This window comes from Acetanaerobacterium elongatum (assembly GCF_900103835.1).
In the GTDB taxonomy this organism is placed as follows: domain Bacteria; phylum Bacillota; class Clostridia; order Oscillospirales; family Ruminococcaceae; genus Acetanaerobacterium; species Acetanaerobacterium elongatum.
Genome location: NZ_FNID01000016.1, coordinates 1 through 21,478 on the forward strand (window position 1 = coordinate 1; position 21,478 = coordinate 21,478).

19 protein-coding genes and 1 pseudogene are annotated in these 21,478 nt (G+C 50.6%); 16 read left to right on the forward strand and 4 right to left on the reverse strand.

Translation table 11 applies throughout. The features are described from left to right. Positions 1-353: 353 nt before the first annotated feature. The 10 genes from BLR50_RS07205 to BLR50_RS07250 all read left to right on the forward strand — a co-directional run bounded on the left by BLR50_RS07205 (position 354) and on the right by BLR50_RS07250 (position 9,859). A complete protein-coding gene (locus tag BLR50_RS07205) occupies positions 354-791 on the forward strand; it encodes a GNAT family N-acetyltransferase (protein ID WP_092640043.1) in 438 nt (145 codons plus the stop codon). 54 nt (positions 792-845) lie between these two features. Then, a complete protein-coding gene (locus tag BLR50_RS07210; RefSeq protein ID WP_092640045.1) occupies positions 846-1,637 on the forward strand; it encodes an MBL fold metallo-hydrolase in 792 nt (263 codons plus the stop codon). A 26-nt stretch (positions 1,638-1,663) separates the two neighbouring features. Further along, positions 1,664-2,146 (forward strand): 23S rRNA (pseudouridine(1915)-N(3))-methyltransferase RlmH, encoded by a 483-nt coding sequence (rlmH, locus tag BLR50_RS07215; protein ID WP_092640047.1) that lies wholly within the window; start codon positions 1,664-1,666, stop codon positions 2,144-2,146. A gap of 38 nt (positions 2,147-2,184) precedes the next feature. Then, positions 2,185-3,717, forward strand: a complete 1,533-nt coding sequence (locus BLR50_RS07220) for a YifB family Mg chelatase-like AAA ATPase (RefSeq protein ID WP_092640049.1) — start codon at positions 2,185-2,187, stop codon at positions 3,715-3,717. A gap of 14 nt (positions 3,718-3,731) precedes the next feature. Beyond that, on the forward strand, positions 3,732-4,028 hold the full coding sequence (locus BLR50_RS07225) for a Dabb family protein (RefSeq protein WP_092640051.1): 297 nt from the start codon (positions 3,732-3,734) through the stop codon (positions 4,026-4,028). A gap of 221 nt (positions 4,029-4,249) precedes the next feature. After that, positions 4,250-5,140, forward strand: a complete 891-nt coding sequence (locus BLR50_RS07230) for a MurR/RpiR family transcriptional regulator (protein ID WP_092640053.1) — start codon at positions 4,250-4,252, stop codon at positions 5,138-5,140. A gap of 38 nt (positions 5,141-5,178) precedes the next feature. Beyond that, positions 5,179-6,414: a BaiN/RdsA family NAD(P)/FAD-dependent oxidoreductase gene (locus tag BLR50_RS07235; RefSeq protein WP_092640055.1), complete on the forward strand. Its 1,236-nt coding sequence runs from the start codon at positions 5,179-5,181 to the stop codon at positions 6,412-6,414. A gap of 116 nt (positions 6,415-6,530) precedes the next feature. Continuing rightward, positions 6,531-7,211: a (d)CMP kinase gene (cmk, locus tag BLR50_RS07240; protein ID WP_092640057.1), complete on the forward strand. Its 681-nt coding sequence runs from the start codon at positions 6,531-6,533 to the stop codon at positions 7,209-7,211. A 60-nt stretch (positions 7,212-7,271) separates the two neighbouring features. Then, complete coding sequence (locus BLR50_RS07245) at positions 7,272-7,886, forward strand: lysophospholipid acyltransferase family protein (RefSeq protein ID WP_092640059.1); 615 nt, start codon at positions 7,272-7,274, stop codon at positions 7,884-7,886. A gap of 11 nt (positions 7,887-7,897) precedes the next feature. After that, entirely contained in the window at positions 7,898-9,859 is a 1,962-nt protein-coding gene (locus BLR50_RS07250) for a bifunctional 4-hydroxy-3-methylbut-2-enyl diphosphate reductase/30S ribosomal protein S1 (protein WP_092640061.1), read from the forward strand. 117 nt (positions 9,860-9,976) lie between these two features. Here the strand turns inward: BLR50_RS07250 and spo0A are convergent, their stop codons facing one another. Continuing rightward, positions 9,977-10,765 carry a sporulation transcription factor Spo0A gene (spo0A, locus tag BLR50_RS07255; RefSeq protein WP_092640063.1) on the reverse strand — a complete coding sequence of 263 codons (789 nt, stop codon included), beginning with the start codon at positions 10,763-10,765 and terminating at the stop codon, positions 9,977-9,979. A gap of 123 nt (positions 10,766-10,888) precedes the next feature. On the opposite strand from spo0A, the pseudogene BLR50_RS14870 reads away from it, so the two are divergent. Then, a pseudogene (locus BLR50_RS14870) lies at positions 10,889-11,041 on the forward strand (hypothetical protein); the annotation flags it as partial. Positions 11,042-11,076: 35 nt separating this feature from the next. Here BLR50_RS14870 and spoIVB read toward each other — a convergent pair. Beyond that, positions 11,077-12,321: a SpoIVB peptidase gene (gene spoIVB / locus BLR50_RS07260; RefSeq protein ID WP_092640065.1), complete on the reverse strand. Its 1,245-nt coding sequence runs from the start codon at positions 12,319-12,321 to the stop codon at positions 11,077-11,079. 388 nt (positions 12,322-12,709) lie between these two features. Between spoIVB and BLR50_RS07265 the strand changes: the two genes are divergently transcribed. Next, positions 12,710-13,048, forward strand: a complete 339-nt coding sequence (locus tag BLR50_RS07265) for a DNA-processing protein DprA (RefSeq protein WP_092640067.1) — start codon at positions 12,710-12,712, stop codon at positions 13,046-13,048. Positions 13,049-13,156: 108 nt separating this feature from the next. On the opposite strand, the gene BLR50_RS07270 is transcribed toward BLR50_RS07265, so the two are convergent. Then, entirely contained in the window at positions 13,157-15,919 is a 2,763-nt protein-coding gene (locus BLR50_RS07270; protein ID WP_092640069.1) for a cation-translocating P-type ATPase, read from the reverse strand. Between the two features lie 278 nt (positions 15,920-16,197). Next, a complete protein-coding gene (locus BLR50_RS14785; protein WP_278277985.1) occupies positions 16,198-16,326 on the reverse strand; it encodes a hypothetical protein in 129 nt (42 codons plus the stop codon). 313 nt (positions 16,327-16,639) lie between these two features. Between BLR50_RS14785 and BLR50_RS07275 the strand changes: the two genes are divergently transcribed. From BLR50_RS07275 to BLR50_RS07290, 4 genes are all read left to right on the forward strand, one after another. Next, positions 16,640-17,089 (forward strand): CtsR family transcriptional regulator, encoded by a 450-nt coding sequence (locus tag BLR50_RS07275; RefSeq protein WP_092640071.1) that lies wholly within the window; start codon positions 16,640-16,642, stop codon positions 17,087-17,089. A 42-nt stretch (positions 17,090-17,131) separates the two neighbouring features. Then, on the forward strand, positions 17,132-17,647 hold the full coding sequence (locus BLR50_RS07280) for a UvrB/UvrC motif-containing protein (protein WP_162840359.1): 516 nt from the start codon (positions 17,132-17,134) through the stop codon (positions 17,645-17,647). Next, positions 17,640-18,671, forward strand: coding sequence for a protein arginine kinase (locus tag BLR50_RS07285; RefSeq protein ID WP_092640075.1), 1,032 nt, complete (start codon positions 17,640-17,642; stop codon positions 18,669-18,671). Before BLR50_RS07280 ends, BLR50_RS07285 begins: the two co-directional genes overlap by 8 nt. Before the next feature lie 178 nt (positions 18,672-18,849). After that, positions 18,850-21,327: an ATP-dependent Clp protease ATP-binding subunit gene (locus BLR50_RS07290; RefSeq protein ID WP_092640077.1), complete on the forward strand. Its 2,478-nt coding sequence runs from the start codon at positions 18,850-18,852 to the stop codon at positions 21,325-21,327. Positions 21,328-21,478: the final 151 nt, after the last annotated feature.

Genomic DNA, 21,478 nt, shown 5'->3' on the forward strand with positions numbered 1-21,478 from the left:
TATCGCTTTTTCCAAAAATAGATATACGATCGGCTTTTGTTATATTTCCGGCTGGCTCGGCTCACGCCATATTTCTCCACATACTTCATTAGGGATTGTCTGTACTTCATGTCTTGTGTTATGCTGTTCATGAGAGATGAGGTCTCCTTTCGGCTTGTTAGGTGTGGTAACTCAACAATAACCGATTTCTCCTCATCTTTCATCTTTTTTTATCTACTGTCCAATATGTATTGTAGTCCTACAGCTATATAAAATGTTAAAGGACCGAAGGTATTGCTCCTTTGGTCCTTTTTGTGCTAAAATTAGAAGAAGGTTTTAAGTATCTTTGACATCATGAAAAGAGGCAGTGTGCGATGCAGGAGGTTCTTATCCGCCCGGCAAACCCGCAGGACGGTATGGCAATTTATAAGCTCAACCGTGATGCGTTTGGCTACGAATTCAACCCGCAGAGAACCTGCGAACGCCTAGCTGAGATATTATCCAATGTCAGTAACCATATCTTTGTAGCGGAGCGCGCAGGGCAGGTGATAGGCTACCTTCATGCCGCCGATTATGACTGTACCTACAGCGAGCCGCTGAAAAACATCTTGGCCGTTGCGGTTGAGGAAAGAGAGCGGGGTAATGGGGTGGGCAGGATGCTGCTGCAGGCCGTTGAGGCTTGGGCAAAGGAATCGGGAGCCTGCGGCGTTAGGCTGGCTTCGGGCTTTAACCGTCAGCCGGCGCACCAGTTCTACTTAGCCTGCGGCTATTCCCATCGCAAGGATCAAAAGAATTTCGTCAAGATTTTCTAGTTAATAATGTTGAACATGCGCGAAAGCGTTATACATAAGGAAGGATGCGGGCGGATGGCAAAGGTTTGCCCTTTATACAGCGGCAGCAGCGGCAATGCCACCTTTGTTGGCAACAGCGAGGGCGGTATTCTCGTAGATGTCGGCGTAAGCTGCAAATCCATTAAAACAGCGCTTGAGGACATCGGCCAGAGCATTGAAACCATCAGGGCGATCTTCATTACCCACGAGCATATCGACCATATCCGAGGGCTGAAGATACTGCTGAAATACTATTCCATCCCTGTGTTCGCTTCTGCCGGAACGCTCGATTATCTTGAGAAGATGGACTATCTTCCCCCCGGCAGCGCGGTTGAGGTGGTGTCCCCAGAAGGGGAATACATAAGCGGTATGGTAGTACGCCCTTTTCGCACACCGCACGATGCCGCCGAAAGCCTTGGCTTTTCGATTGAAACGAGTAACGAGCGGCGCATCTGCGTAGCCACCGACCTTGGGCATATCACCGACGAGGTTCGTTCATACCTGCTCGGCTGTGACCTTGCGGTGATTGAATCCAACTACGATAAGCATATGCTGGAATGCGGCAGCTACCCCTATCCCTTAAAGAGGCGCATCCTCGGCAAAACAGGGCATCTCTCTAACGAACACTGTGCGCAGGAGCTTTTGAATCTGGCCAACAATGGCACCACCCGCTTCTTTTTGGCGCACCTGAGCAAGGAGAATAACATCCCCGAGCTTGCGCTGCAAACGGCGGTAAACGAATTAGCCTGCGGAGGCTTAACCCTTGGGGAGGACTATCTGCTCGAGGTGGCCAACCGCAGCGCACCCAGCCACCCCATGCTGCTTTAGTGCGCTTTAGTTAGGATATAATATTTATGATTAGTGTTACGATACTCTGCGTCGGAAAACTGAAGGAGGATTATCTGCGTGCCGCCTGTGCGGAATACCTTAAAAGGCTTGGTGCGTTCTGCAAGGCATCGGTGGTAGAGCTTAACGAAGCCCGCCTGCCCGAAAAACCCTCGCAGGCGCAGATAACGGCAGCGCTTGCCGAAGAGGGCAAAAGCATCCTCGCCAAGATTCCCAACGGTTCCTATACGGCAGCGCTCTGCATTGAGGGCGAGCGCTTCACCAGCGAGCGCCTTGCCGATCGGATGGCCTCGGCTGCGGCTTCGGGAAAGAGCAGCCTTGTATTCATCATCGGCGGTTCGTTCGGGCTTTCGGATGAAGTAAAGAACGCCTGCGCGCTTCGCCTTTCCATGTCCGACATGACATTTCCCCACCAGCTTGCGCGCGTGATGCTGCTGGAGCAGGTGTACCGAGCGTTTTCCATTAACGCAAACACAAAATACCATAAGTAATTAAATTGACATATTAAAACGGTAAAGGCGGTGACAGCTTGTTTGCACGTCTTGACAGCTTAGGGCTTTTCGGAGTGGATTCCTACCCCGTAACGGTGGAGGCCGATGTTTCACGCGGCATGCCGTCGTTTGACATCGTGGGCCTGCCGGATGCCTCTGTCCGCGAGTCGCGCGACAGGGTACGCTCGGCGGCAAAGAACAACGGCTTTGATTTCCCCGTAGGCAAAATCACCGTCAACCTTGCGCCTGCTGATATTAAGAAGGCGGGCCCGCTATACGACCTGCCTATTCTGCTCAGTATCCTCTGCGCCTCCGACCAGATGGAGCTGCCAAAAGAGAAAACCGCGTTTTTAGGCGAGCTTTCTCTGTCAGGCGAGGTAAAGGCGGTAAACGGCGTGCTCCCTATGGCGATACAGGCGCTGCATGAGGGCATTCAAACGCTGTATATCCCCGCCGAAAACGCCGCCGAGGCCTCGGTGGTAGAGGGGATAGACATCTACGCCGTAAACACCTTTACCGAGATTATTAATCATTTGAACGGTGAGGCGACACTTGAAACGGTTCAATGCAAAAAGTACCCCGAGCCGCCCCAAAGGCCGTTTTTAGACTTTGCAGACGTAAAAGGTCAGCATGAAGCCAAGCGCGCCCTGGAGATTGCTGCTGCCGGGGGGCATAATGTCCTGCTTATCGGCAGCCCGGGCGCAGGTAAGAGCATGCTCGCCAAGCGGCTGATTGGTATACTCCCTGACATGACCTTCGAGGAGTCGATTCAAACCACCAAGCTGCATTCCATCGCGGGCCTGCTGCCTAAAGAGCAATCCATTATCAAGGAACGCCCCTTCCGCAGCCCGCACCATACCGTTTCCCCCGCAGCACTTTCGGGTGGCGGCACCATCCCCAAGCCGGGCGAGATTTCACTGGCGCATAACGGCATTTTGTTCTTAGACGAGCTGCCCGAGTTCTCGCGCGCCGCTATTGAGGTGATGCGCCAACCGGTGGAGGACGGCACCGTTACCATCGCACGGGTAAACGGAACACTCAGCTACCCTTGCAGTATCACACTGGTGGCAGCCATGAACCCCTGCCCCTGCGGCTTTTTTGGGCACCCCTCCAAACCCTGCCGCTGCAACCCCAAGGCGGTCGCAGCCTATCTTTCACGGATCTCCGGACCATTGTTAGATCGGATCGATCTCCATGTGGAAGTTATGCCCGTGGATTACAACGAGCTTTCGGGCACACAGAAGGAAGAAAGCTCCGCCGAAATCAAGGCACGGGTAAACAAGGCGCGCGCGGTGGCACTTTCAAGAGCCGAAAAAACAGGCGCTACCTGCAACGCCCGCCTGCCGGACGCGATGGTAGGCGAGGTATGTCTATTAAGCAGCGAGGCCTCTCGTATGCTTGAGCGTTCGTTTGAAAAGCTGGGGCTTTCGGCGCGTGCATACAACCGCATTCTGAAGGTGGCACGTACCATCGCAGATATGGACGAAAGTGAAAAGATCGAGGCACGGCATATCTCCGAGGCCATTCAATACCGCAGCTTAGACCGTAAATACTGGCAACCAATAGGTTGAAAGGATGATAAATTATGATCAGACACATCGTATTCTGGAGTTTTAAAGAAAACGCAAACGGCCTAACCAAGCCCGAAATACTGGCGAAGGTGAAGCATGACCTTGAAGCCCTTGTAGGCGTGGTACCCGGGCTGTTAAAGGCCGAGGTGGGCATCGGCTTTAACGAAAAGGGCTTTGATGCCTGCCTGTATTCCGAGTTCTCCTCCAAAGAGGCGCTTAACGGCTATCAGGTACACCCTGAGCACGCAAAGGTTCGCGATTTTATTACCGAGGTTCGCACCGAACGCGCGGTTTGCGACTACGAAGTGTAAGTTTAGCAAGAGGGCAGACGCTAGTCTGCCCTTCACTATGGTTCACCCATCCCTGTTAATTGAGTAAAATGATTAGAAAATGGTCTTTTCTTTTCTATTGATTTTTTCAAACTTAACAGATAAAATATTTTTGTTAGAATAGTTTTAATATTTAATCCAATGTTGATTTTATTATAATAGAATCTGTCTCAAGGTAAAGGATAGAATGGAGCTTACAATTTATGCATACTGACCTTTTACAGCATATTCAGTTTAAGATGGGTGATTTCTCTAAGGGGCAGCGCGCCATAGCCGCCTACATGACCGATCATTACGATAAAGCCGCCTTTATGACCGCCTCGAAGCTGGGTGCAACCGTCGGGGTTAGCGAGTCTACCGTTGTGCGCTTTGCCTCGGAGATTGGCTACGAGGGCTACCCTGAGCTGCAGCATGCCATGCAGGAGATGATTCGCAACAAGCTTACCGCCGTTCAGCGTATGGAGGTTACCACCGAGCAGATCGGCAGCGGAGATGTGCTGGAGAAGGTGCTCAATTCCGATATCGAAAAGATTCGCCGCACCCTGGAGAAAACCTCTAAAAAGGATTTTGCAAGCGCAGTGGACGCAATCATCGGTGCGAAGACCATCTATATCATGGGCGGACGCAGCGCTGCGGCATTGGCCGGTTTTTTAAATTTCTATTTCAATCTTATCTTCCCCAATGTAAGGATGGTGAGCACCAGCAGCGCCAGCGAGGTGTTTGAACAGATTCTGCGCATCGGTGAGGGGGATGTGCTTATCGCCATCAGCTTCCCTCGTTATTCCAAAAGAACGGTGCGTGCCAGCAACTATGCTTCCAAATCGGGTGCGAAGGTGATCGCTGTTACAGACAGTGAGGCTTCGCCGCTCGCCGCGAACGCCGACCATCTGCTGCTGGCCAGAAGCGACATGGCCAGCTTTGTAGATTCGCTGGTAGCACCCTTAAGCCTTATTAACGCACTGATTATCGCAGTGGGAATATCTAAAAAGGAAGAAATCTCGCAAACCTTCACAAAGCTTGAAAATATATGGGATACCTATCACGTTTACGAGAAAAACGACGTAACCTTAAACGAAGAAAGTCAGATGGATTAGCTTTGTTTATCACTTAAGGAAGGGCGTAATTATAAAGGATGGCCAACCGATACGATATACTGGTAATTGGCGCGGGTGCCGCCGGGTTGATGGCGGCAGGGCAGGCGGCGGAGCTTGGCAAAAGCGTGCTGCTGCTCGAAAAGAATGAACGCCCCGCCAGAAAGGTGATGATTACCGGCAAGGGGCGCTGCAATGTCACCAACAACTGCGACGAAACAGCGTTTATCTCCAAGGTGAAAACCAACGGGCGGTTTCTTTACAGTGCCATCTCCACGTTCCCGCCGCGCGATACCATCGCATTTTTTGAAGAGCATGGGCTCAAGCTCAAAACAGAACGCGGCAACCGCGTATTTCCGGTTTCGGATAAGGCGGTGGATGTAGTGGATTGCCTTGTTCGATATGTAAAAGAGCAGGGCGTTCATCTTGTTCAGGGCACCGTAAAAAGCCTGATGATTGAAAACCAAGCCGTCTGCGGCGTTGTACTTGAAGACGGCAGCAGAATACAAGCCTCCTCGGTGGTGGTAGCTACGGGAGGGCTTTCCTATCCGCTTACCGGCTCCACCGGCGACGGTTATCGGCTGGCGCGCCAGGCGGGGCATACCATTATTGAGCCCACGCCGTCGTTGGTGCCCATCGTCACACAGGAGAGCTGGTGTAAGGATGTGATGGGCCTTTCCCTTAAAAACGTAACGTTAACGGTGCACGAAAAGGGCAAGAGCAAGCCTGTATTCAGTGAGCTGGGCGAGATGCTGTTCACCCATTTCGGGGTATCCGGCCCGCTGGTGCTCAGTGCGTCTTCCGTCATGGATGCCCGTCGCATTCCGGATTATACCCTTTCGATTGACCTCAAACCGGGGCTGAGCGAGGAACAGCTGGATAAGCGCCTGCAACGGGATTTTTCCATTAATTTAAACAAGGATTTTATCAATTCTCTTGGCGACCTGTTGCCCAAAAAGCTCATTCCTGTTATAGTATATCTATGCAATATTGCGCCCGGCACCAAGGTGAATCAGCTTACCCGTGAGATGCGCAAAACCCTTGTTGATACCATAAAATCTGTAAACCTTACGCCCAAGGAATTCCGCCCCATCGAGGAGGCGGTTATCACCAGCGGTGGGGTAAAGGTGACCGAGATTAACCCCAAAACCATGCAGTCCAAGCTGTGCCTGGGGTTGTATTTTGCGGGCGAGGTTATTGATGTGGATGCCTTTACGGGCGGATACAACCTGCAGATTGCCTTCAGCACGGGCGTTCTGGCGGGAAGAAATGCATAAATAGGCGGCTGAATTGTTTTTGAGTATATTGTATAGTTTACAGATTACTTTCAAGCATTTTGGTTATGGCGTTTTGACCTTTTTGGCCAAGACGCCCGAAAGGAATGGTCATACTCATGAATTCAACAAGGTCTGTAGCCATCGATGGTCCTTCAGGAGCCGGAAAAAGCACGATTGCCCGGGCTGTATCTAAAATGTTGGGCTTTATCTATGTGGATACGGGTGCGTTATACCGTGCTATTGGGCTGTATGCGCTCACCTGCGGTGCAGACACCAAGAATCCCGCACAGGTGGTGCCGTTGCTCAAGCGGATAGATGTTTCGCTGCGGTTTGTCAAGGACGAGCAGCGCGTCATCCTTAACGGCGAGGATGTTTCGCAGCGTATACGCGAAAACGCGGTTTCCATGGCGGCCTCGAATGTTTCGGCCATCCCCGAGGTGCGTGCTTTTTTATTTGACCTTCAGCGCAGTATTGCGGCGGCAAACAATGTGATAATGGACGGGCGAGATATCGGCACCGTGGTTTTGCCCAATGCCGATGTGAAGATTTTTCTTACCGCTACCCCTGAAGACCGTGCCATGCGCCGTTGCGATGAGCTTGCGGCAAAAGGGCAGACAATTGATTATGAAACAATACTCAAGGAGATTAAGGAACGCGATTACAACGATTCTCATCGTGACATTGCCCCACTCAAAAAGGCCGGCGACGCAGTTGTTGTTGATACAACCGGCTATCTGCTGGAGGATTCCATTGCCGAGATTTCTGCGCTGATTAAGTCCCGTTTGGGAATTCACTGATATCTGCGACAAAGCTTCAAATGATAGCTTTCAAGCCCTGAAGAAAGGATCTGAAATCTTATGAGCCTATATCCGTTGGGAGTCGTCTTAATGACTGGTGTTACCGGTCTGCTTTACAAGACTAAAATAACGGGCGGGGAAAAACTAAAGCGTGAGGGCGGCTTTATCTTAGCCAGCAACCACATCTCTGATTACGACCCTATTTTTCTCTCACTCGGTGCATATAAGTCAAAACGCAAGGTAAACTACATGGCGAAAGCCGAACTATTGAAGATACCTCTTGTAGGGCTGCTCTTAAAAGCACTGGGTGCATTTCCCGTAAAGCGCGGAAAGAGTGATCGCGGGGCAATCGAAAAGGCAGTTAATTTGGTGGAAGAGGGTAGAATACTCGGTATCTTCCCTGAGGGTACCCGTTCCAAAACAGGCGAGCTTTTGCCGTATAAATCCGGTGCCGCCGTAGTGGCTGCCAGAACCCATTGTGATGTAGTGCCGGTTTCTATTCAGGCAGAGGGCGGAAAGCTGAGGTTTCGTTCGCGGGTAACCGTGCGTTTTGGCGATTTGATTCCCTTTAGCGATCTGAATCTCCCCGAAGATTTTACCACGCAGCAGCTAAAGGAAGCGGCAGCCTACATACGGGAAAAAACACTTAGGCTGCGCGAACAGAGCGACAGCTGAAATGGAGCATGATGAAAGAGATTATCCTTGCCAAAACCGCAGGCTTCTGCTTTGGGGTAGATCGTGCGGTAAACATGGTAGATGATTTGGTTGGTAAGGGGAAAAAGGTGGCTACCTTAGGCCCTATTATCCACAACCAACAGGTGATCGATTCACTGCAGCGCAAGGGTGTGCGGATTATCCAAACCCCTCAAAAGGCACAGCCGGGAGAAACGGTAGTGATTCGCTCACACGGCATTTCACAGAAAATCTATAATGAACTTGCCCTCACCGGCAGCACGATAGTGGATGCTACCTGCCCGTATGTGGCCAAGATACACCGCATTGTAACTGAGAAATCACACGAAGGCGGTATCATTCTAATTGCAGGCGATCCATCGCACCCGGAGGTGCAGGGCATTGTCGGGCACTGCCCAAACGGTGCATTTGTATTTCAAAATGAACAGCAGCTTGAACAGTTAGTTGTCGATCAGGGCGATTTTGGAGGAAAAGACAAATTTCTGGTTTCACAGACCACATTTAATCAGCAGATTTTCGAAAAATGCTTGAAAACTGCGAAAAAAGTGTATACAAATCTCACAATTTTTGATACAATATGTAAGGCTACTGTACTTCGACAGCAAGAGGCAATGCAGCTTTCCAAGCAAGTCGACCTCATGGTTGTTATCGGCGGAAGGCAAAGCTCCAACACCGCCAAGCTTGGTGAGATCTGTTCTCAGAATTGCAGGACAATTGTTATTGAAACAGAAGCCGAATTATCCTACGAAATTTTGAAAAATGCAAATAAAATTGGTGTTACTGCCGGCGCTTCTACTCCGGCTTGCATAATTAAGGAGGTACAAACAGCAATGAGTGAAATTTTGAACAATATCGATGCCGAGGACGTAAGCTTTGAAGAGGCTCTTGAACAGTCTCTTAAAAGTGTGCAGAACGGCGACAAAGTAAAGGGCACTGTATCGGGCATCTTCCCTACAGAAATTGCAGTGGAGATCGGCACGAAGCATGCCTGCTATGTTCCGCTCTCCGAGCTTACTGACGACGCGAGTCTGAAACCGGAGGATATTGTCAAAAAGGGCGATGAGCTTGACCTTATTGTAGTGCGTGTAAACGATGTTGACGGTACCGTTATGCTCTCCAAGAAACGTTTTGACGCGATCGCCGGTTACGAGAAGGTATGCAACGCGGTTGATACCCAAGAGGTTTTGGAAGGTAAGGTATTAGAGGTTGTTAAGGGCGGCGTGCTTGCTACCACCAACGGCGTGCGCGTGTTTATCCCTGCTTCCCAGGCCACCGTTTCTAAGGATGAGCCGCTGGAAAGCCTGCTGCGTAAAACCGTTCGCTTCCGCATCCTTGAGGTAAACCGTCAGCGCGGCCGTGCGGTTGGTTCCATCCGCTCCGTTGCCAAGGAAGAGCGCAAAGAGGCTGAGGAGAAAATCTGGAACGAGATTGCCGAAGGCCAGACCTATAAGGGCGCTGTAAAATCCATTGTTAATTTCGGTGTGTTTGTAGATATCGGCGGTGTAGACGGCTTGGTACATATCTCCGAGCTGTCGTGGAACCGCATTAAGCATCCTTCTGAGGTTGTTAAGATTGGCGATGTTCTCGAGGTATTCGTTAAGGGTATCGACAAAGAGAACAAGCGCATCTCGCTGGGCTACAGAAAGACCGAGGACAACCCTTGGGAAATATTTAAGCGTGACTTTAAGGTGGATGACGTCGTAACTGTAAAAATTGCTTCACTTACCCAGTTTGGCGCCTTTGCCACCATCATCCCCGGCATTGACGGCCTGATTCACGTTTCCCAGATTTCCAACGAGCGTGTAGCAAAGCCGCATGATGTGCTCAAGGTAGGCCAGCAGGTGGAAGCGAAGATTACCGAGATTGACCTCGAGAAGAAGCGCATCAGCCTTTCAATGAAGGCTCTGCTGCCCGATGCCCCCGCAACTGAAGAATTCGTTGAAGTTGCCGAGTAATTAAACTTAATTAAAGATGAGCAGGCTCTCCGTTATTACGGAGAGCCTGCTTTATGCAAAAAACAACTCCTCTGCCTTACAATATGAAAGCAAAGGAGTTTTTTATTTTAAAGTTTTTTACACTGCATTTCGCGTTCTCAACCGCAGCTTATCCGAGATCATCGCAATGAATTCGGAGTTGGTGGGCTTGCCGCGAACACCGTTGATGGTATAGCCGAAATAGGAATTCAGGGTGTCGATATCGCCTCTGTCCCATGCAACCTCTATGGCGTGACGGATGGCACGCTCCACGCGGGAGGAGGTGGTGTCGAAGTGCTTGGCAACGGTGGGGTATAACAGCTTGGTAACGGAGTTAATCATCTCGCTGTCTTTTACGCTGAGCATAATGGCATCACGAAGATAATGATACCCCTTAATATGAGCCGGTACACCGATCTGGAGGATGATATCGGTTACCATCAGTTCTAAATCCATAGGCTGCTGACGAACGGCGCGTGTGTCGCCCAAGGTGGTTTTTACACCGGTTTCAGCACCTGCCATGTTCATAATGCGGTCGGCCAGTATCTCAAGATCAAACGGCTTTAAGAAGTAGAAAGCCGCACCTGCGGTTAGCACCTCACGCTCCAGCATGGGGTTGTCATAGCCGGACATAATCATAAACATAGGCTTTTTTAGTATATTCTTGTTGCTCAAAATAGTTTTCATCACACCAATCGCGTCGATGTGAGGCAGGAAAACATCGGTTAAAACCACATCAGGGTTTAATTCCTCAATCTTTTCCACCAGTTTGCTGCCGTTTTTGGGCGTGGTAATTGGTGTTAAACCGCGTGCTTTCAGAATCTCGGTGCACAAACCGCCAAATTCCTTGGAATCATCCGCAATTAGAACCTTTAAAGAACCCTCCATGTTACTTTCCTCCTTAATGTCTTTTGGTTTAAACCAATATTACCATATATTGTTAAATATAGCAAGGTTTAATTTCAATTATTTACCTCTTTTTAACATTACACGGATGATTCTACCTCAACAACAAAACAATTGGATTTTAATTTCACCAATGCAGGTTCATCAACAACCAATATATGTTATTATATAACTGTTTGTAGAAAGAATCAATATAGGCTAAACAAGTTTTGTTTATTTTGTAACATTTACTTAGAATTATTAGTTAGAATTTGTTGAAAATTGTAGAAAAACGTTTGATTGATTATTGCTGCCTAGGAAGCCTTGTTTTTAATGTCTGCACTGATGCTGTCTGCAGAAAGTAACATGTTTTCGGCGAAAATGCCGTAACCGCGCGTTGGATCGTTGACGAATACATGAGTTACAGCGCCAACCAGCATACCGTCTTGAAGAATGGGGCTTCCGCTCATACCCTGCACGATACCGCCGGAAGCCTTTAACAGGCGTTCGTCGGTAATTCTTACAATCAGGTTTTTGGTGGGGTTACTGTCATTCATGTTCACCTTTTCAATCACAATGCTGTATTCAATGGGTTCGCTGCCTTCAATGGTGCTTAGTATCGTAGCCTTACCTTCGTGAACCTGTTGTTTGAGCGCAACCTCAACCGAGCTATGACTGCTTGGGCTGCTGTTTAGCATACCATATAGGCCGGTTTCACTGTTGGTAATCAGGTACCCCGCCGCCTTGCTGCCATTAAAGCTGCCTCTAAGCTCACCGGGCAAACCGGGGAGCCCCTTATTCACCGAGGTAATGGTCACATCAACTACCTCACCACTCATAAGCGGCAGAATCCCCCCTGTATCAATATCACAAACGGGGTGCCCCAACCCGCCGAACAGCTTGGAAGATTCGTCGTAGAAAGTTACCGTTCCAATACCGGCCGAACTGTCCCGCACCCAAATACCGGCCTTGAATCTGCCGTCGCTCTTGGCTTTTTCGGGGGTAAGCATCGTATCAAAGCAACTACTGCCGCGCCTTACAGTTACATTTAAGGGTTCACCCTCTGCATTTACAACCTCTCTTGCAAGGTCTTCGTTGCTTCCGATCTCCTTTCCGTTCACATGTGTGATAATATCACCCAGTTTTATACCCGCACACTTTGCGGGGTTGACTAAAGCTGATCCGTTGTCAATGTCCGTTAACCCTACAACCACTACACCATCCGTGAACATTTTTATACCAAAAGGGGTGCCGCAGGGAATCACTCGCCTTGTTTCGACAACAGATACATTCACATCTTTTATCGGTATAATACCAAACATCTTTAGCTGGGTTTTATAACTCTTTCCGTTTAATAACGGTTTTTCTGCCGCGGCTGTCTGGCCGGACAATTTATCTTGCAATACTCCGGCTTTTATATTATCATCAACATAAAGCTGCTGTCCAGTTTCCACCAAAAAGTCATCCGGCAGCTGCAGCGCGATGGCCGCTATCGCTGTAAAAATCGCCAAAGCCATCGCAAAGCATACCGTGCTGGTTATTCTAACAACCTTTTTCATTGTTTTCTATTACCTTTCCGGCGTTGCTAAACACATGGGAAAGCACAAACTACTATAGTTTTTACCGGTTTATTATAATCTCCGGCGCTTTTCCGGTTTGTGCTTTGGAGCACAGCCTTTCAATTGCAAAGCGTCAATTAAGCTTTGCATAAACTATCTTTGCCGTCGCAACATATTTTATTGTAGGCAAAAACAGTGCCGACTGTCGCAACTTCCCTATGCATATGTAGTATTTTACAATCCGGTCTTCATAAGCGCCCCCACGTTGGCGCTTTGACATATCGTATAATTTCAGTCTGGCAGTATTTAAGGTGTTTAATCGTCAAAAAGTTCTCAACGGTAAAATTTCATCTGAATTTAAAAATCAGCTTAAGGGGATGACAGTTGGATGAAGGTGGCGGTAATAGGTTCCCGTGGCGCTAAAAACGCGGATACAGACCTTATTCTGCGTAATCTGCCCCATACCTGCACCGAGATTGTAAGCGGCGGCGCACAGGGGATAGATTGTCTGGCCGAATCCGCAGCGATTATCCTAAAGCTGCCCTTTACCTGCATTACACCCGATTACGCCCGCTACGGCCGTTTAGCCCCGCTGCAGCGCAATCTCGAGATTATAGAGTACAGCGATATGGTGCTGGCTTTCTGGGATATGAAATCACCCGGCACGCGCTTTGTAATAAACGAGTGCTTAAAACGGGATAAGCCCCTTAAAATTATTACAATATAAAAAACAAATTTAGTTTTTGTTTCGTAACCGTTTTAATGCTTTAATCAAAAGAAAAATGCAGAGGTTTTTTATTTCAAAAATCTCTGCATCTATTTGTTTATACTGTTTTTAAATAATTGTATCATACCCGCTTGCGGGCGGCAGCAGCTTGGGCGCAGGGGGAACTACCCCCTCCTGTTCGGGCGGATCGATGGTCGTATGCTTGGGCTTAAATAATGATACTATCCATGCAATAACGGGCCCCGCAAAGGTGTAGCCCAATACCGCCAGCAGTTGAAAGGGCGTAAGGCTGACCGTTTTAAACAACCCGGCAAGCGGCGGAAGGTAAACGGCCGCAGCAGCAATTACACCTGAAAGCAGCACCGAAAGCACCAGACGGATGTTGCTGAAGATGTTAATCTGGAACAGATTCTTCTTCTCGCTTTTGCATTCAAATACATGGATGAGCTGGCTGAAGATAAGGGTGAGCAGCGAAGCACTTCTGGCCGCCTCTACACTGCCGCCATACTTGGTTACGGTTACAAAGGTGGCAAGGGTTGCAAGGCCGATGATGCAGCCGCGAAAGATGATGGTGGTGAGCAGGCCGTTTGAAAAGATGCTCTCGTTTTTGGGGCGCGGCTTGCGTGTCATCTCATCATTCTCAGGTGGCTCCAACCCTAGCGCAATAGCGGGTAGGCCGTCGGTCACAAGGTTCACCAGCAGAATCTGTATCGGCAGCAGGATAACGGGCAGGCCCATCAGCATGCCAATAAACATGGTAAGCACCTCACCGATATTGCACGAGATAAGGTACCGGATAAACTTGCGGATATTCTGGTAGATAATCCGCCCCTCCTCCACCGCGGCAACCAGTGTGGCAAAGTTGTCGTCCAACAGAATCAGCGAAGCGGCCTCTTTGGTTACGTCGGTGCCGTTCATACCCATCGAGGCCCCGATGTCGGCCTCCTTGATGGCGGGAGCATCGTTTACGCCGTCTCCTGTCATAGCCACAATATTGCCGGCCTTCTTTAAGGCGCGTACAATACGAAGCTTGTGCTGGGGCGTAACGCGTGCGTATACCGCTGTTTTGGCTGCCGCCTTCTCCAGTGCCTCATCATCCATACGGTCGAGCTGAGCACCGGTGAGCACTCCGTCGCCGGGGGTTAACAGCTTAATCTCCCTTGCAATGGCTTCGGCGGTAAGCGCATGGTCGCCGGTAATCATCACCGGGCGGATACCCGCGCGGCGGCACACACGAATGGCGTCGTAAACCTCTTTGCGCGGCGGGTCAATCATCCCTGTTAGGCCTACAAAGATGAAGCTGTGCTCATCCTTTTCGCTCAATCCGCCCTCGGGTTTGTATTTATAGGCAAAGCCCAGTACGCGCAGGGCATTTTTGGCCATATTCTCGGTCTGGGTATTCACCCAGCAAAGGTCGTCGTCGCCCATGGGCATCACCGCGCCGCGCTTTTGTATGTATGCACATTTTTTAATCACCACATCGGCGGCACCCTTTATCAGCACCTTGTTTCGGCCATCCTGCAGACGCGCCAGTACCGACATGGCCTTGCGCTCCGAGCTAAACGGAACTTCACCCTCGCGCGTAAACTGCCGCGCAAGGGTTTGCTCTGAAAAGCCGCCTTTACTCGCCGCTATCAGCAGTGCAATTTCAGTAGGTTCACCCGATGCGGAAAAGTCATCGCTTTCAATGATTAACCGCTGAAATGCGCTCCTTCCTTGAGTGTAAAGGTGCGCGTTGTTGCACAGCGCGGCTGTTTGCAGCAGCTCGGTAAGGCATTCGTCCTGCCGGGGAGAGGCACCCTTAATGGAGCGGAACACGCCGCTCTTTTCATAGCCGGTACCCGTAACCTCATAAACCCCGTTGGGCGTGATAACAGCGGTAACCGTCATCTTGTTTTCGGTGATGGTGCCGGTTTTATCCGAGCAGATTACCCCCGCACAACCCAAGGTTTCCACCGCGGCCAGCTTGCGGATGAGTGCGTTGCGTTTCAGCATTCGTGAAACTGCCAGAGCCAGCGAGATGGTAACGATGGCAGGCAGCCCCTCGGGCACGGCAGCCACCGAAAGCGAGATACCGGTAAGCAGCATATCAAACGGGTTTTCGCCCCGCACAATGCCTGTGAGGGCCACTACCGCGCAGATAATCAGGCAGCCGATGCCAATGAACTTTCCCAGCTGTGAAAGCCGCTTTTGCAGCGGGGTCATTTCCTCGTCGATCTCCTCAATCATGCCCGCGATTTTGCCCATCTCGGTCTGCATACCGGTGGCGGTAACCTTTGCGCGTCCGTGCCCGCGTGTAACTACGGTGCCCATAAAGGCGGAGGAACGCACGTCCTTCTTTACGCTTACCGATTCACCGGTCAATATCGATTCGTCGGCATACAGCTCTACGCTTTCCAGCAGCATGGCGTCGGCAGCTACACGGTCACCCGCCTCCAGAATAAGAATATCGTCCGGTACCACCTCATCGGAGGGGATGCTTTCCTCAACCCCGCCACGCAGCACCTTCGCCGAGGGCGCTGCCATCTTCTTAAGCGCCTCCAGCGTTTTTTCGGTGCGGAACTCCTGAATAAAGCCCAGCAGCGCGTTTAAGAATACGATAATCATAATGGTTACCGCTTCGCTGATCTCGCCCATCACCACCGATAAAACCGTCGCCGCCAGCAGAATGCCCACCAGCGCGTCCTTAAACTGCGAGGCAAATATAACCAGCGGCTTTACCTTCTTAGCTTGCACAAGCCGGTTTGGCCCAAAGCGCTGAAGCTGCTTTCTGGCCTCCTGTGCACTCAGCCCCTTTTCGGCCGGCAGCGTTTCACGTCTCACCCTTACAACCCCCCTGTAATATTGATGCACCTTGAGTTTTACGCTCATTTAGGATACATAGCAATAAAAGCAGTATTATTGATGCCATAGTGCCAGTCCCATTATATTCTTTTAACCAGCGTTGTATGCGCGGGGGAGTGCTCAGAATATCCAGAATGGGTGTAGTGCAATTCTTCTATTGTTTTGCACTAAATGAAAATTGGGTCAGGCGCCCTATGGTACTGAAACAATAAGTTTCTTAAAATAAACCCCCGCAAAAAAGGGTGCCGTTAAGGCACCCTTTTTTGCAGAGGAATGTTTGCCGGATGTAATTTGCAGATGGATTATTAGCAGCCGCAGCCATTATTGCCACAGCCGTTTCCACAGCCAAAACCATCGCCACAGCAGCAGAACAGAACAACCAGAATGATAATCCACCAGCAGCAGTTATTGCCGAAACCGTTGTTACCACACATAATGAGAAAACCTCCTTAAAATTTACTTTCAACACATATTATGTATTGACGCAAAGTGTGGTTACAGAAAAAATATCATTATTGAATTTATTGATATTTTACGGCTTGAAGGCATAAACTGATAATTAAAGAAATTCAAAGAATCATAAAGCAAAGAAAAGATAATACAGCATATTTTACAGCATTAATGATTAGAATAAATTAAACTGACCTTAATTGACTTTGACTTTTATTGACTTTTAGTTAAAATAGTGAGTAAAGGTCAAGCAAGGTCAAACATAGCGGAAGTACTGCAGGGTAAGAGGGTGAACCCATGAATCTTTCCGATATTATCTCGCAATCGATTTTAAAGCTGCTGGAGGAGTACGACGGTACGGCCGAGATACAGCGCAACGAGCTGGCCAACAAAATAGGCTGTGTCCCCAGCCAGATTAACTATGTCATCACCTCGCGCTTTACCCCCGAAAAGGGGTATCTGGTTGAAAGCAAGCGCGGTGGCGGCGGGTATATCCGCATCTCCAAGATATCACTCAACCCGCGGGATTTGGTGGTGCACCTGATTAACACCATCGGCAGCAGGCTGGACGAAGGGTCCTGCCGGGCAATACTGCAAAACCTTATCAACGACAAGATACTCGCCGCAGAAACCGCCAGAATGATGTGGAGCGCCTTAAGCCTCTCGGCGCTGCGGGAGGTTCCGCCGGAGCTGAGAGATAATGTACGAGCCTCCATCTTTAAAAATATGCTGCTGACCATATTATAAAGTTCACGTTTCCTAAGCGACATGAAAGGGATGATAATCATCATGTTATGTGAAATCTGTAAAAAGAACCATGCCACCACACACCTGCGTCAGGTGATAAACGGTGAGGCCAAGGAGTATATCCTCTGCAGCGAGTGTGCCTCCAAGCTGGGCTTCACCGCAATGATGAACCCGTTTTCAATGAGCATCAGCGATATGCTGGGCTCTATGCTTGCACAAACTGCTCCCGCCAAAGAGCAGCTGCCAGCCGAGCAGCGCTGCAAGGGCTGTGGGGCTACCTTTGCCGATATCCGCAATTCCGGAAAGGCAGGCTGTGCGGAATGCTACGCCACCTTCTATGAGGATTTTGTGCCCTCGCTTCAGCGCATCCATGGGCAGACCGAACATGCGGGCAAGGTGCCGAGCTCTGCGGGGCCGAAATACAGGCTGCACAACGAGATTCAGTCGCTGCAAAAGGAACTGAAGGAAGCGGTAGCCTCTCAGGATTACGAGCGCGCCGCCGTGCTGCGCGACCGAATCAAGGACCTTGAAGCAACGGAGGATAAAGCCGATGAATAAGTGGTATCTTGAACATAACCCAGACGACGATATCGCGGTAAGCACACGCATCCGCCTTGCGCGAAATTTGCGCGCTTATCCGTTTGAAAACCGCATGACACCCGAGCAGAAAAAGAAGCTGCTCAGCGATGTGAAAACCCTGCTGCAGAATGCAAGCCTCAAAGAGAAGATGGAGCTTGGCTTTATAGAGCTTGAAAAGCTCACCCCCGAGCAGAACTTCTCGCTGGTGGAAAAGCACCTGATCAGCCCGGCATTCTCGCAGAACCCTAAGAATGCGGGCCTTGCGCTTTCACCGGATGAAAGCATTGCAGTGATGATTAACGAAGAAGATCATATCCGTATTCAGACGCTCAGCTCCGGTCTAAACCTCAAACAGACCTTGCAGGCGGCTAACCGTATTGATGATATTTTAGATGCCTCTTTATTGTATGCCTTTGATGAAAAGCTCGGCTATCTCACGCAGTGCCCCACCAACCTCGGCACCGGGCTTCGTGCGTCGGTAATGCTGCACCTGCCCGCACTGGAGGCAAACGGCGTTATCGGGCGCATCTCCCAGATGGTTTCTAAGCTGGGGCTTACAATCCGGGGCACCTACGGAGAGGGTACGCGCGTAAACGGCGCATTCTACCAGCTTTCCAATCAGGTAACGCTCGGTATCTCGGAAGAGGGCGCTATCGAAAATCTGCGTGCCATTGCCTCTCAGATTATCGCGCAGGAGCGGGCCTCACGCAGCGCCGAGCTGGGCGATTATATGGAAGACAAGGTTTGGCGTGCATACGGTGTGCTCAGCTCGGCAAGACTCCTTACAAACGACGAGTTCATCGAGCTTGTTTCCATTCTGCGCATGGGTGTTTCGCAGGGTATCCTGAAGGGTATCAGCTACGGCGAGATTAACGCCCTTATCAACACCACCGGCCCGGCCACCATCATGGCGCAGGAAGGCAGAGCCATGGAAGCAGGCGAACGCGATAAACTGCGTGCCGCCATCGTGCGTGAACGCTTGTATTCCTTAAACGAAAATTAAAAGACGATTATTCATACCCTTTCCACGAAAGGCAAGGTGATAAGTTTGAAAAATAATTTTCAAACTAAGGAAAAATTGTTGTCGGAGTGTAACTCCTCCTGCGGCAAGGCCGCATCGCAATTTTTCATGACGTTTTGTGCTTTTCCGGCGCAAGCGCCAGAAAGGTAAGGTGATGATAATGTATAAATTCACAGGTTTTACCGCCAAGGCCAACGAGGCGCTCAACCTCGCCATCAGCTCCGCCGAAAAGCTGGGGCATACCTATATCGGCACCGAGCATATACTCATGGGGCTGCTTAAAGAGGGCAGCGGCGTTGCGCCCATCGTGCTTTCCCATAACGGCGTAACCTACGATGATATTGAGCAGAAGCTGGTGGATACGGTAGGCTCCGGCTCTCCAACGCGCCTTACTCCCGCCGATTTTACGCCGCGCTGCAAACGTATTCTGGAGCTTTCGGTTGCCGAAGCAAAGTCGCTCGGCCACGGCTATGTGGGCACCGAGCATATCCTTATGGCGATGCTGAATGAAGAAGACAGCTATGCCGTTCGCTTTTTAACCGAGCTTTCGGTAGATCCGAAAGATATCTACAACCAGTGTGCCAAATCCTTAGGGGTAAACGAGAACGGTGGCAGCCTTTCCTCGGGCGGCAGCGCAAAGGAGCTCAAACGCCCGCAGAATTCCCGAACCCCCACCCTCGACCAGTTTTCCAACGACCTTACCCAGCGGGCGCGTGAGGGTGCGCTCGACCCGGTAATCGGCCGTGCCAACGAGATTGAGCGTGTGATACAGATACTCTCCCGCCGCACCAAGAACAACCCCTGCTTAATCGGCGAGCCCGGTGTTGGCAAAACCGCCATCGCAGAGGGGCTTGCACAGAAGATTATTGCGGGAGAGATTCCCGAAACACTCAAGAATAAGCGCGTGGTGTCGGTGGATATCGGCGGCATGATTGCCGGAACCAAGTATCGCGGTGATTTTGAAGAGCGTATAAAAAAGGCACTGGATGAGGTTAAAAACGCGGGCAACGTGATTCTGTTTATCGACGAGATGCATACACTGGTGGGCGCAGGAGCCGCCGAGGGCGCGGTGGACGCTGCCAATATCCTTAAGCCGCTGCTTGCCAGGGGTGACATACAGGTGGTGGGCGCTACCACACTGGATGAATACCGCAAACACGTTGAAACCGATGCGGCGCTTGAACGCAGGTTCCAGCCCGTTACCGTCAACGAGCCCAGCCCCGAAGAGGCACAGCAGATTCTGTTCGGCCTGCGCGATAAATACGAGGCACACCACAAGGTGAAGATCACCGATGAGGCGGTGAAGGCTGCCGTTACCCTTTCCTCCCGGTATATTCAGGATCGTTTTCTGCCCGATAAGGCCATCGACCTGATTGACGAGGCCGCCTCCCGCATACGTCTCAAGCAGTACACCGCTCCGCCCGACTTAAAGGAGCTGGAGGAACGCTTAAAGGCGCTAAACGAGGAAAAGGAAGCCGCCGTAAACGCGCAGGACTTCGAGCTTGCCGCCAAGATACGCGATAACGAAAAAGAGCTGCGTGCACAGCTCGAACGCCAGAAGAACGAGTGGAAGGATGATAACGGCCGCAAGACCGGTGTTGTTACCGAGCAGACGGTTGCCGAAATCGTCTCGGGCTGGACGGGTATCAATGTGCGCCAGCTTACCGAGGAGGAGAGCAAGCGCCTCTTAAACATGGAGGCGATATTGCACGAGCGCGTAATCGGGCAGGATGAGGCTGTAAACTCTGTTTCGCGCGCCATCCGCCGCGGCAGGGTAGGGCTGAAAGACCCCAAGCGCCCCATCGGCTCGTTCATCTTCTTAGGCCCCACGGGCGTGGGCAAAACCGAGCTGTGCAAGGCGCTTGCGCAGGCACTGTTCGGCGACGACGACGCAATGATCCGCTTGGATATGTCAGAGTACATGGAAAAGTTCTCGGTATCCCGCTTAGTCGGCTCCCCTCCGGGATATGTAGGCTTTGAAGAGGGCGGCCAGCTCACCGAAAAGATTCGCCGCAAACCATACTCTGTGGTGCTGTTTGACGAAATTGAGAAGGCACACCCCGATGTATTCAATATGCTGCTGCAGATCCTGGAGGACGGCATCCTTACCGACAGTAAGGGCAGAAGGGTAGACTTTAAAAACGCCGTGGTGATTATGACCTCCAACATCGGCGCGCGGCTGCTTACCGAAAAGATTAAGAACCTTGGCTTTGCGGGTGCTCCCACCGTAAGCGACGATGAGAATCGCATCAAGCAGAATGTGTTAAGCGAGCTGAAAAAAGCCTTCCGTCCCGAGTTTTTAAACCGCGTGGACGATATCATCGTCTTCCACCGCCTTACCTCCGCCGAGATAGAGAAGATTGCCGCTAACATGCTTGCCACCCTCAGCGAGCGGGTAAACAAGCTGGGCATTACCGTAACCTTTGACCAGAGCGCCGTTACCAAGATTGCCTCGGTGGGCTACGATGATATCTACGGCGCGCGCCCGTTACGCCGTGCCATCACCACTCAGATCGAGGATAAACTCTCCGAGCAGATGCTGGAGGGTGCCGTGAAGCCGGGCGACAGCGTGGTGTGTGTTTCCACCGAAAACGGTTTTGAGTTCCGGAAAACTGCTCTCGCAAATATCCCGAATTAAATTCAATCAGTAAAAAGCTGCCCCAATGGTTCATTCCACCTGGGGCAGCTTTCGCTATGCCTTATAGAATTGCCGGATGAAAGGCTGTATTTTTCACGAGATTATGATAAACTTAGACCATAAGAGAATTATTACGAAGAAATCATAGCAT

Excerpts from the sequence above, each read along its gene's own strand:
- BLR50_RS07205 (WP_092640043.1), top strand. The coding sequence starts at position 354 with ATGCAGGAGGTTCTTATCCGCCCGGCAAACCCGCAGGACGGTATGGCA.
- BLR50_RS07210 (WP_092640045.1), top strand. The coding sequence starts at position 846 with ATGGCAAAGGTTTGCCCTTTATACAGCGGCAGCAGCGGCAATGCCACC.
- rlmH (WP_092640047.1), top strand. The coding sequence starts at position 1,664 with ATGATTAGTGTTACGATACTCTGCGTCGGAAAACTGAAGGAGGATTAT.
- BLR50_RS07225 (WP_092640051.1), top strand. The coding sequence starts at position 3,732 with ATGATCAGACACATCGTATTCTGGAGTTTTAAAGAAAACGCAAACGGC.
- BLR50_RS07230 (WP_092640053.1), top strand. The coding sequence starts at position 4,250 with ATGCATACTGACCTTTTACAGCATATTCAGTTTAAGATGGGTGATTTC.
- BLR50_RS07235 (WP_092640055.1), top strand. The coding sequence starts at position 5,179 with ATGGCCAACCGATACGATATACTGGTAATTGGCGCGGGTGCCGCCGGG.
- cmk (WP_092640057.1), top strand. The coding sequence starts at position 6,531 with ATGAATTCAACAAGGTCTGTAGCCATCGATGGTCCTTCAGGAGCCGGA.
- BLR50_RS07245 (WP_092640059.1), top strand. The coding sequence starts at position 7,272 with ATGAGCCTATATCCGTTGGGAGTCGTCTTAATGACTGGTGTTACCGGT.
- BLR50_RS07250 (WP_092640061.1), top strand. The coding sequence starts at position 7,898 with ATGAAAGAGATTATCCTTGCCAAAACCGCAGGCTTCTGCTTTGGGGTA.
- spo0A (WP_092640063.1), bottom strand. The coding sequence starts at position 10,765 with ATGGAGGGTTCTTTAAAGGTTCTAATTGCGGATGATTCCAAGGAATTT.
- spoIVB (WP_092640065.1), bottom strand. The coding sequence starts at position 12,321 with ATGAAAAAGGTTGTTAGAATAACCAGCACGGTATGCTTTGCGATGGCT.
- BLR50_RS07265 (WP_092640067.1), top strand. The coding sequence starts at position 12,710 with ATGAAGGTGGCGGTAATAGGTTCCCGTGGCGCTAAAAACGCGGATACA.
- BLR50_RS07270 (WP_092640069.1), bottom strand. The coding sequence starts at position 15,919 with ATGAGCGTAAAACTCAAGGTGCATCAATATTACAGGGGGGTTGTAAGG.
- BLR50_RS14785 (WP_278277985.1), bottom strand. The coding sequence starts at position 16,326 with ATGTGTGGTAACAACGGTTTCGGCAATAACTGCTGCTGGTGGATTATC.
- BLR50_RS07275 (WP_092640071.1), top strand. The coding sequence starts at position 16,640 with ATGAATCTTTCCGATATTATCTCGCAATCGATTTTAAAGCTGCTGGAG.
- BLR50_RS07280 (WP_162840359.1), top strand. The coding sequence starts at position 17,132 with ATGTTATGTGAAATCTGTAAAAAGAACCATGCCACCACACACCTGCGT.
- BLR50_RS07285 (WP_092640075.1), top strand. The coding sequence starts at position 17,640 with ATGAATAAGTGGTATCTTGAACATAACCCAGACGACGATATCGCGGTA.
- BLR50_RS07290 (WP_092640077.1), top strand. The coding sequence starts at position 18,850 with ATGTATAAATTCACAGGTTTTACCGCCAAGGCCAACGAGGCGCTCAAC.